Here is a 10,609-nt window from a genome sequence, read left to right on the forward strand (position 1 = left end):
GATGGAAATTGACTTCGGCGCCTTCCATTTCCTGCGACCCCTCTGGTTGTTGCTGATCCTTCCTGGCGTGCTGCTGCCGCTCCTCTGGATACGTCGCCATGACCTCAAGCACCAGCTCGAGGGTGTCATCGCGCCGCACCTGATGGAGCGACTGCTCATCACCCCCGAGGACCGCCAGCGCCTGCGCCCGGTGTATCTGCTCGGCGCTTTGCTGGTCCTTGGTGGGCTGGCCGCGGCCGGCCCTACCTGGGAACAGGACAAACCGGCCTTCCTCGATAACCGGGCGCCGCTGATCCTCGCCGTCGACCTTTCGCCGTCCATGGATGCCGACGACGTGCCGCCTACGCGGCTTGCCGCCACCAAGCACAAGCTGCATGACCTGATCCAGCGCCGCGCAGGGGCCCGCACTGCGCTGATCGCCTATGCCGGTGGGGCCCACCTGGTGCTTCCCGCCACCGAAGACCCGCTGCTGTTGGACACCTTCGTCCAGGCCATGGCCACAGATCTGATTGCGCAACCCGGCAAGGACGTGCTCGGTGTGATCGACGAAGCACGCAAGTTGCTGGATGCGGAGAAGGCACCCGGTACCCTGGTGCTGATTACCGATGGCGCCGACGCCAGCCAGTTCGAGTCGATCGGCAAGCGCCTGGCGGGTGGCGACCTGCAGATGCTCGTCCTTGCTGTGGGAAGTCGGGACGGCGGTCTGGTTCGCGATGCTCGTGGCCAGCCGCGCATCGCGGCGGATGGCCGGCCGGTAGCGGTGAGCTTCGACGAGGCTGGACTGAAGCGCCTCGCCGATGCCGCCGATGCCCCGCTGGGCAGCCTGACCCTCAACGACGATGACCTCGATTGGATCGAACTGCACGCCCAGCAGCACTTCCAGGCAGTGCAGGGCGATGGCCGGCAAGTGCACTGGAAAGACGCCGGCTACTGGCTGTGCTGGCCCCTGGCGCTTATTGCCTTGTGCTGCGTGCGGCGCGGTTGGCAGGTTCGCTGGCTGGGTGGGCTGATGCTTGCCGTGTCGCTACTTGGCACATCGGCGCCCACACGGGCCGGCGCCCTGGCGGATGCTTTCTTCACCCCTGACCAGCAGGGGCGCTGGGCCTTCGAACATCAGCATTACCCGGAGGCCGCCGCGCACTTTTCCGACCCTTACTGGAAAGGGCTGGCCGCTTACCAGGCCGCGGATTTCGACCTGGCGCTGGCCAGCTTTGCGCGGCTGGACAGCGCGGTTGCGTACTTCTACCTCGGCAACACCTACGTCCGGCTATTCAAATTCCCTGAAGCCATCGCCGCCTATAAGCAGGCCTTGCAGAAGCAGCCCGATTTTCCCGAGGCCACTGCCAACCTGGCCCTGGCCGAGGCGTTGCTGAAGGATTACGAGGACCAGCAGGAGGAGGGCACTCCCAACGAGAAGCCCGACAAGGTGGTGGAAGACCAGACGCCCTCGCAGGGCGGCAAGTCGGTGCAACAGGACAAGGCCCAGGCCGCTTCCGACCAGGTCTGGCTGAACAACCTGACTACCTCGCCGGCGATGTTCCTCAAGCGCAAGTTCTCGTTGCAGGAAGCCGCCCGCCAGAAAGCTCAGGAGGCAACCCGATGAAGCGCCTGGCATGCCTGCTGCTGCTCTGCCTGTCGTGGCTGGTACAGGCGACTGAGCCCGAGGTACGGGTACAGCAGCGTTTGGTGCCAGCGGAAGGCGCGGTGGTGGGAGGCATCGTCAATCTGGAGGTGGATCTCCTGGTGGATACCTGGTTCACCGAAGCGCCCATCCTGCCGGGGCTGGACCTGCCCGGTGCGGTGGTTGACCCGCCCAGCGGCGAAGCGCAGCACCTGACCGAACAACTGGATGGCAAAACGTTCTTCGGCCTGCGCTTCACGTACCAGATCACCCCGCAGGCGGCCCAGCGTTTCGATATCCCCGCACTGGCATTCCAGGTCCAGCCGGGACAGGCCAGCGGCCCGGTGAAAATCAGTGGCCAGCCGCTGTCCTTCGTCGCCAGGGCCCTGGCCGGAGCCGGTGACGAGAGCCGGCTGGTGGCGCGCAGCGTGAAACTCACCCAGGAGATCCAGCGCTCCCACGATCCGTTGCGCCAGGGAGACAGCATCACGCGCCGCCTGCGCGTAGAGGCCGAGGGCGCCCAGGCCATGCTCATTCCGCCACCGCTGTTCGCCGAGGTGAAAGGGCTCAAACGCTATGTGCAGACCCCCAAGGTGCAACCCCTCAGCGATGGGCGTGGCGGCACCAGCGGTGGCACCCGCGAGGACTCGGCCACGTACGTGATTGGCGATATCGGCACGTACAGCCTGCCGGCCGTCGAACTGAAGTGGTGGGATGCTGCTACCGGCGAGGCGCAAAGTGTCTCGGTACCGGCGGTGCCGCTCGAGGCTGCCAAAGGTGCTTACCAGGCTCCGTTCTCCATCAACGAAGACCTGCGTGCCCTCGGGCGGAAGGCGCAGGTGAGGATATCCGGCCACTGGTTGCTATTGGCCGTGCTGCTGTCTTTGCTGGCCGGGCTCGCATACTTCGGTCGGCCCTGGGGGCATGCCACGCTGACTTGGCTGCGGCATTGGCGAGCGGCCCGCCAGCAGGCCTGGCTGGACTCGGCAGAGTATGCCCGGCGACTGGCACAGCAGCAGTTGAAAGCCCGTCCTGTTCAGTTGGGCGGTCTGTATCTTTGGGTTCGCCGCAGTAATGGCAGTAGGACACTGTCGGAATTTTCCCGTGCGTTGCCCGACCGGACTACAAATCATTTGCTAGCCTTCCTCAAAGTTCACTACGGGGCGGCACATGCTGAGAGTCAAGCAGCAACCGACGCGTCGCAGGCATTGCCGGATGTAGGGCGAGCGGTAGCCGCAATGAAGAAGACACCCCGTGCACGGCGCGGACTGAAACCGCTAAATCCCTGAGCCGGTCGTCTCAGGCAAACCGCTACTCAGCAAGGACGTCAAATGCGCCAGTCGCTCGCTTCGCGCAATCTGCGCTGGTTGTTCACGCTCCTCCTGATCCTGCCTCTGCTGGTGCAGGCGCAGGAACCGTTGCCTTCCTGGAAGGACGGCCCCTCGCGCCAGGCCATCGAGGCTTTCGTCAGCGCTGTGACCAAAGAGGGCGGCAAGGATTACGTTCCCCCCGCAGAACGTATCGCGGTGTTCGACAACGATGGCACCCTCTGGAGCGAGCAGCCGATGTACTTCGAAGTGCTGTTCGCCCTGGACGAAGTGAAGCGCCTTGCCCCGCAGCACCCGGAATGGAAGGAGCAGCAACCCTTCAAGGCGGTGCTGGAAGGTGACCAGAAAGCATTGGCCGAGAGCGGTACCGAAGGCTTGATGAAAATCATTGGCGCTACCCACTCGGGCATGAGCACCGAGCAATTCATCGAGCAGAGCCAGGGTTGGCTGGCGAAGGCGGTCCACCCCCGCAGCAAGAAGCCCTACACCGAAATGGTCTACCAGCCGATGCTGGAACTGCTGGCCTACCTGCGGGCCAACGGTTTCAGGACCTATATCGTTTCTGGCGGCGAAGTGGCGTTCATGCGTGCCTTTGCTGAAGAGGTCTACGGAATTCCCCCGGAACAGGTGATCGGCACCACTTTCGAATCCCAGTTCCAGGACAAGGACGGCCAGCTGTCGATCCAGCGCTTGCCGAAGCTGGCGCACAACGACGACGGGCCGGGCAAACCGGTCAGCATCGACACAATCATCGGCCGGCGGCCGATCTTCGCTTTCGGCAACTCCGACGGCGACCTGCAGATGCTCCAGTGGACCATGGCCGGCAATGGCAAGCGCTTCGCCGGTCTGGTCCACCACACCGACGCCACGCGCGAATGGGCCTATGACCGCGAAAGCAAGATCGGCCGGTTGGACAAGGCGCTGGACGCGGCGAAAGCCGGCAACTGGACAGTGGTGGACATGGCAGGGGAGTGGAGCCGTGTCTATCCCTTCGAGAACAACTGACCACCCCTAACGAGGAACCGCAGGAACACAGGGACTCCAGCCAGGCAGTCGGCATCTCTCGTGTACGTAGTCGTGGAGACGACAGCAACGTGAGACGGAGAAAGGCCATATGAAGCGCAGTGGAAGATGGATAACGACATTTGCCCTGGCCGCTACAGCGGCGTTGGGTATCTGTACGGTGAATGCCGCCGACAAGCCGAACATCCTGGTGATCTTCGGCGATGACATCGGACAAACCAACATCAGTGCCTATGGCAAGGGTGTGGTGGGCTACCAAACGCCCAACATCGATCGCATCGCCAAGGAAGGCATGATGTTCACCGACTACTATGCGGAGAACAGTTGCACTGCGGGTCGTTCGACCTTCATTACCGGGCAAGCGTCGTTGCGCACGGGCCTTTCCAAGGTCGGCATGCCGGGGGTGCCAGTTGGCCTGCAGGCGAGAGACGTCACCATCGCCCAGGCACTCAAGGCCCATGGCTATGCCACCGGTCAGTTCGGCAAGAACCACCTTGGCGACCGTGACGAATACCTGCCGACCAACCACGGTTTCGATGAGTTCTTCGGCAATCTCTACCACCTCAACGCTGAAGAGGAACCGGAGCGTCCCTACTGGCCGAAGGACGACCCGGCCTTCGTCAAGGCCGCCTCGCCGCGCGGGGTCATCAAGTCGAGCGCCGACGGCAAGGTCGAAGACACCGGTGCGCTGACCAGAAAGCGGATGGAGACCATCGATGACGAAACCACCCAGGCGGCCATCAATTTCATCGACAAGCAGGTCAAGGCCAACAAGCCCTTCTTCGTCTGGATGAACACCACCCGCATGCACGCCTTCACCCACATTCGCGATTCGATGAAGGGGCAGAGCGGGATGGCGGGCAACGATTACGCCGATGGCATGCTCGAGCACGATGGCGACGTAGGCAAGCTGCTCAAGACCCTCGACGACTTGAAGATCACCGACAACACCATCGTCGTCTACACCACCGACAACGGACCGAACCAGTGGTCCTGGCCGGATGCGGCGACCACGCCATTCCGCAACGAGAAAAACTCGAACTGGGAAGGCGCGTTCCGGGTGCCGGCGATCATCCGTTGGCCGGGCAAGGTCAAACCCGACACCATCTCCACCCAGATGTTCTCCGGTCTCGACTGGTTCCCAACCCTGCTTGCCGCAGTGGGTGACGCGGACATCAAGGAGCGCCTGCTGAAAGGCACCGACCTTGGCGGCAAGACCTTCAAGGTGCATCTGGACGGTTACAACCAACTGGATTACCTGACCGGGAAAACCGACAAGAGCGCACGAAACGAGTTCTACTACTTCAACGATGACGGTGAACTCGTATCGATGCGCTTCGAGAACTGGAAGATCGTCTGGTGCGAACAGCGTGCACCGGGCGGTCTGCAGGTCTGGAGCGAGCCCTTTACCTGCCTGCGGGTGCCCAAGCTGTTCAACCTGCGGATGGATCCCTACGAGCGGGCCGACATCGTCTCCGACCAGTACTACGACTGGCTGACCAAGAACGATTACCTGATCTTCCAGGGGACGCAAAAGGCTGCGGCATTCCTGCAGACCTTCGTCGATTACCCGCCGAGCCAGCGGCCGGCGAGCTTCAGCATCGACCAGATCCGCGAGAACGTGGACAAGAAAATCGAAGAGAAAATGAAACAGCAGTAGCAGGGCCCGGTGCCCGCCCGCTGGCGGGCACCTTCCTTTCAACTACCTTTTGCGGGTTGCCCAATCCGATAAGGCCAGTCGATGTCCTCAGCCGCGAGTTCGTCCCGTGCGCGTTCCCGAGCCACGGCGCGTGAAGATGCCCGCAAACGGCTCCCCTTGCAGATACTGATTCCCGCAGCGCTGCTGTTCATCTCTGGTGGAGCTGCCCTGGTCTACCAGGTGCTTTGGGTCAAGCAGCTTTCCCTGGTGGTGGGGGTGGAGGTCTACGCCGTCACCACCGGTATCAGTGCGTTCTTCGCCGGACTCGCCCTCGGAGGGCTGGTATTCGGTCGCTGGGCCGATCGCCTGCGCCGTCCCGTGCGGCTCTACGCGTTGCTGGAACTCGCCGTGGCCGTGCTTGGGGTCGGCGCCGCGCTGGCCCTGGCCAACTCGGCCGGGCTGTTCGCGCGATTGGAAGACCGGATCGGCCTGCTGGCCTGGTTGTTACCCTTCCTGCTGGTCGGGCTGCCAGCCTTTCTCATGGGCGGCACGCTTCCAGTGCTGGTCCGCTCCCTGACGCCTGCGGACGGTCAAATGGGCGAAGCCGGTGGGCGGCTTTACGCGGCCAACACAGCTGGCGCGATTGCCGGAACCTTGCTGGCAGCCTTCGTCCTGTTGCCGCAACTGGGAGTTACCGGCAGCGCGTTCGCGGCAGCTTGCCTCAACCTGGCGGCGGCTGCCGGTGCCTGGCTTTTCCGGCGCAGTGACGATCTCCCGGCGCAGCCGCCCGTATCCGCGCGGATGCCGCGCTCACCAGCGGCGCGCCTCGCTATCGCTCTGTATTGTGTGGCTGGTGGCGTGGCGCTCGGCTACGAAGTGGTCTGGAGCCAGTCCATCGTTCAGTTCATGAGCACACGCACCTTCGCCTTCGCAATGGTGCTTGCTACCTACCTAACCGGTCTCGTGTTGGGTAGCGCCCTGTATGCCCGACGCGCCGACCGGATTCGCGATCCGTGGGGGCTGTTTGGCCTGCTGATCGCCGCTGCCGGCTTGATCGCCTTGCTGCAGGTCGCCGGTTTAGGTCGCTGGTTGGTAATCGCCCAGACCCAGATGGAAATGCTCGTGCTTCAGGTCACCGGCAATGAACTGGCCGGCATGTGCGCGCGCTTTGCCACGGCGGCGTTGAGCATGGTCTTCCTGCCCACCACCTTGCTGGGTGCCGCTTTCCCCTTGGCCCTGCGGCTGGCAGTGGACAGCGGGCACGTCGGTCGCGACGTGGGTGTGGTAGTCGCTCTCAATACACTGGGCGGCATCATCGGCGTCATGCTCACTGGCTTCCTGCTGGTACCCGGCGTGGGCCTGGTGCGTACCTTGGCAGTGCTCGCCGTGCTGGCCGCGCTGGTGGGTTGCATTGCCGCCTGGCGCGGGGCAGAAGTCGGTCCAAGCATGCGTGGGACGATCCTGGCCTTGGCCGTCACGACACTGGCCATCGCCGTGTTGACGCCGCCTCAGCGGCTGGCGGAGCTACTGCCCGGTGCACGCAACGGGCAGATCACGTTCTACGAGGAGGGCAGGGGTGGCACCGTCGCCGTCGTCACCCAGGGACGCCAGGGGCGCGAGTTCAGCCGCCTGTACATCCAGGGCGTGTCCAATACCGGCGACGCCATGCCGTCCTTGCGCTACATGCGTCTGCAAGCGCTGCTTCCGCTGCTGATCCATCGTCAGGAACCGCAGTCGGCGTTGGTCATCGGTTTCGGCACTGGCATCACCGCAGGCGCCATGCTGCGTTACCCCGGCCTGCAACGACCGGTAGTAGCGGAGCTACTGCCCGAGGTGCTGGCGGCCGCGCCACTGTTCAAAGGCAATTTCGACGCCGTGAACGACCCACGTCTGGATATCCGCCTGCGCGATGGCCGCCGCGAACTGCTGCGCAGTGCCGAGCGCTACGACCTGGTCACCCTGGAACCGCCGCCACCCTCGGCAGCCGGGGTGGTTAACCTCTATTCGCGCGACTTCTACCAACTGGCGGCTTCGCGACTCCAGGTCGGCGGCCTTGTCGCACAATGGCTGCCGCTGCCGACCCAGAACGACGAGGACAGCCGCTCCCTGGTACGCAGCTTCCTCGATGTCTTCCCCCATGCGTCGCTGTGGACCACCGAGTTCCACGAGATGCTGCTGATCGGCTCGCTGGAGCCTCAGGAGCTGGATGTTGCGCGAATCCGCCAACGCTTCGAGCAACCCGAAGTCGCCGCGGCACTGGGAGCGGTTGGCGTGGATTCGGCAGCGGCCCTGTTGGCCACCTGGGTAACTGACCGTGACGGTCTGGAACGTTATGCCGGTGATGCGCTTGCGGTCACCGATGATCGTCCACGAATCGAATACGCATCCTGGGTACGCAGCAAGGAGATCACGCGTGTACTGCCGGAGCTGCTGGCCCTGCGCACAACGCCGCCACTGGTGAATGCCGACGCCGGTTTCCGGGGCGCGGTGGACGACCAGTGGCGCTCCCTGGCCCGCTTCTACGCCCTGACGCTGCACGCCTACAACGGCAACCGCCAGGCATGGGCCCGTGAAACCCGCGAGCTGGCCCGCAGCGATGGCAACAACCCCTATTACCGCTGGTTCATCGGTAACGGGCTGTAGGTTCGCGACGGTTTCAAGGGATACCGCCTTTCCCATCCACTAACCTGCGTTGCCCAGGCGCTGCAATGTTGGGTCTCGTTCCTCGGACCAACCTACGGCAGGACCGTGTCCTGCTTGGCGAATGAATTCGCCCCTGCAGGAAAAGCGCTGAGGTCGAACGTTGGCTGCGACTGCACCCTCTCCCTCCGGGAGAGGGTTGGGGTGAGGGGAGCCCGACAGCCGTATCCACCTCGCTTTCCTCTCCGCTGACTTGTAAGGGGTCTGCCAGCCTCCAGTGGGCATTCAGCACCGGGCCGAAGTACACAGGGCAAGCTTCACCCGCAGCCTTGTCGCAGACGGTGATGACGATATCGGGCGGGTTGTCCTCGAAGGCGTCGTTGCCCTTGCTGCGCAAACCATCGATGGCGATTCCGGCCTGTTGCAGCGTGGTGAGACTGCGGGGCAAGACCGCGCCTCTGGGAAAGCTTCCGGCGCTCACGGCTTCGAATCCTTCTGGAGCCAGGTGGTTGAGCATGGCTTCGGAAAGAATGCTGCGGCCGCTGTTGGCTGTGCACATGAACAGGACGCGCATCTTTACCTCTGCCGCCTCCGGACGGACGTCAAAGGCTAAGGCGCAGTGCCAGCGCCGAAAGCGTGATCAAGAGCACCGGCAGGGTCAGCAGAATGCCGACCCTGAAGTAGTAACCCCAGGTGATGCGGATGCCCTTGCGTTCCAGCACATGCAGCCAGAGCAGCGTGGCGAGGCTGCCGATCGGGGTGATCTTGGGACCGAGGTCGCAGCCGATGACATTGGCGTAAACCATGGCATCCCGAACAACGTCCGAGGCGTCGGTCGCCTGAATCGACAAGGCGCCGACCAGCACGGTAGGCATGTTGTTCATCACCGACGACAGTAGTGCCGTCAGCAAGCCGGTACCCAGAGCCGCGCCCCAAACGCCATACCCGGCGAGGGCGTCGAGCGCGGCTGTCAGGTAGTTCGTCAGGCCTGCGTTCTTCAGGCCATAGACCACCAGGTACATGCCCAGGGAGAAGATCACGACCTGCCACGGGGCTTCACGCAGTACGCGTCGGGTGGCGATCACATGGCCGCGCGCGGCCACGGCGAACAACACGGTCGCGCACGCGGCCGCCACGATACTGATCGGAATGCCCAGGGGCTCCAGCGCGAACAGACCGAGCAGCAAGGCCGCCAGAACGCACCAGCCTACCCGGAACGTCGCACGATCACGGATGGCCAGTTGCGGGTCTTTAAGTTGCGCCAGGTCATAGGTAGACGGAATGTCGCGACGGAAGAACAGCAACAGCGCACACAGTGTGGCGGCGACGCTGACCAGGTTGACCGGAACCATCACCGCGGCGTACTCGCTGAATCCCAGATCGAAGTAGTCGGCAGACACAATGTTCACCAGGTTCGACACCACCAGCGGCAGGCTGGCGGTGTCGGCAATGAAGCCCGCTGCCATGACGAATGCCAGGGTAGAGGCCGCTGAAAAGCGCAGCGCCATCAGCATTGAAATCACGATTGGCGTGAGGATGAGCGCCGCACCGTCGTTGGCGAACAGCGCCGAGACGGCTGCCCCCAGCAGCACGGTGAAGGCGAACAGACGCCGACCACTGCCTTTTGCCCAGCGCGCAACATGCAGGGCCGACCATTGGAAGAAACCGGCCTCATCCAGCAGCAGGCTGATGATGATGACGGCAATGAAGGTTGCAGTGGCATTCCAGACGATGTCCCACACGGTCGGTATATCGCCGACGGATACCACTCCGGTGACCAGGGCGAGAAGCGCGCCGAATGATGCGCTCCAACCGACGCCCAGCCCCTTGGGCTGCCAGATCACCAGTGTGATGGTGATGGCAAAGATGACAAACGCAGAAATCACGGAAACTCCTCGGAAACCCTATGTCAGCAGCAGGCTGCGCTGCGAACTGGGCGGTCGCCCATTTGCTGAAGGCGGAAACTGTCCTGCCGAAGCCATACAGCGTTGGCTTCCAGCGTGGTTTGCAGCACGCCATGTGCCCATTCCGGGAGGTCTGGATTGAGCTTGTAGTACACCCATTGCCCTTGGCGGCGATCCAGCAGCAGGCCACATCCGCGCAGTTGGGCGAGGTGACGGGAAATCTTCGGTTGGCCATCGCCCAATGCGCAGACCAACTCGCACACGCACAGCTCCCCCTCCTGAGCAATCAGGAGCGCCGCGCGGGCACGGGTTTCATCGGATAGGCATTTGAAGAGATCGGATGGGGTCAGGGCGCTGAACATCGTTGGGGTCTGAATATACGAAAATTCGAATATACGGAGCGCCATATATAAAGATCAAGCCCTTGCCCGGGTTGGAGGCGCCGTCTCACAGC

General features: G+C 63.3%; 7 protein-coding genes and 1 pseudogene. 5 read left to right on the top strand and 3 right to left on the bottom strand.

Annotated features, from left to right (window positions below; all coding sequences use genetic code 11):
• Nucleotide 1 precedes the first annotated feature (1 nt).
• The 5 genes from D6Z43_RS05750 to D6Z43_RS05770 all read left to right on the top strand — a co-directional run bounded on the left by D6Z43_RS05750 (nt 2) and on the right by D6Z43_RS05770 (nt 8,254).
• Complete coding sequence (locus D6Z43_RS05750; RefSeq protein WP_120651033.1) at nt 2–1,603, top strand: VWA domain-containing protein; 1,602 nt, start codon at nt 2–4, stop codon at nt 1,601–1,603.
• Nucleotides 1,600–2,910: a BatD family protein gene (locus D6Z43_RS05755; protein ID WP_120651034.1), complete on the top strand. Its 1,311-nt coding sequence runs from the start codon at nt 1,600–1,602 to the stop codon at nt 2,908–2,910. The genes D6Z43_RS05750 and D6Z43_RS05755 overlap by 4 nt, the downstream gene beginning before the upstream one ends.
• 42 nt (nt 2,911–2,952) lie before the next feature.
• A complete protein-coding gene (locus D6Z43_RS05760; RefSeq protein ID WP_120651035.1) occupies nt 2,953–3,954 on the top strand; it encodes an HAD family phosphatase in 1,002 nt (333 codons plus the stop codon).
• A 109-nt stretch (nt 3,955–4,063) separates the two neighbouring features.
• Complete coding sequence (locus D6Z43_RS05765) at nt 4,064–5,632, top strand: arylsulfatase (protein ID WP_120651036.1); 1,569 nt, start codon at nt 4,064–4,066, stop codon at nt 5,630–5,632.
• Between the two features lie 81 nt (nt 5,633–5,713).
• Nucleotides 5,714–8,254 carry a fused MFS/spermidine synthase gene (locus tag D6Z43_RS05770; RefSeq protein ID WP_120651037.1) on the top strand — a complete coding sequence of 847 codons (2,541 nt, stop codon included), beginning with the start codon at nt 5,714–5,716 and terminating at the stop codon, nt 8,252–8,254.
• A 217-nt stretch (nt 8,255–8,471) separates the two neighbouring features.
• On the opposite strand, the pseudogene D6Z43_RS05775 reads toward D6Z43_RS05770, so the two are convergent.
• From D6Z43_RS05775 to D6Z43_RS05785, 3 genes and pseudogenes are all read right to left on the bottom strand, one after another.
• Nucleotides 8,472–8,825 (bottom strand): annotated as a pseudogene (locus D6Z43_RS05775) (arsenate reductase ArsC); the annotation flags it as partial.
• Between the two features lie 28 nt (nt 8,826–8,853).
• Entirely contained in the window at nt 8,854–10,137 is a 1,284-nt protein-coding gene (locus D6Z43_RS05780) for an arsenic transporter (protein ID WP_120651038.1), read from the bottom strand.
• Between the two features lie 23 nt (nt 10,138–10,160).
• Nucleotides 10,161–10,517 carry a metalloregulator ArsR/SmtB family transcription factor gene (locus D6Z43_RS05785; protein WP_120651039.1) on the bottom strand — a complete coding sequence of 119 codons (357 nt, stop codon included), beginning with the start codon at nt 10,515–10,517 and terminating at the stop codon, nt 10,161–10,163.
• Between the last annotated feature and the right edge of the window lie 92 nt (nt 10,518–10,609).

It is taken from the genome of Pseudomonas sp. DY-1 (assembly GCF_003626975.1).
GTDB lineage: Bacteria > Pseudomonadota > Gammaproteobacteria > Pseudomonadales > Pseudomonadaceae > Metapseudomonas.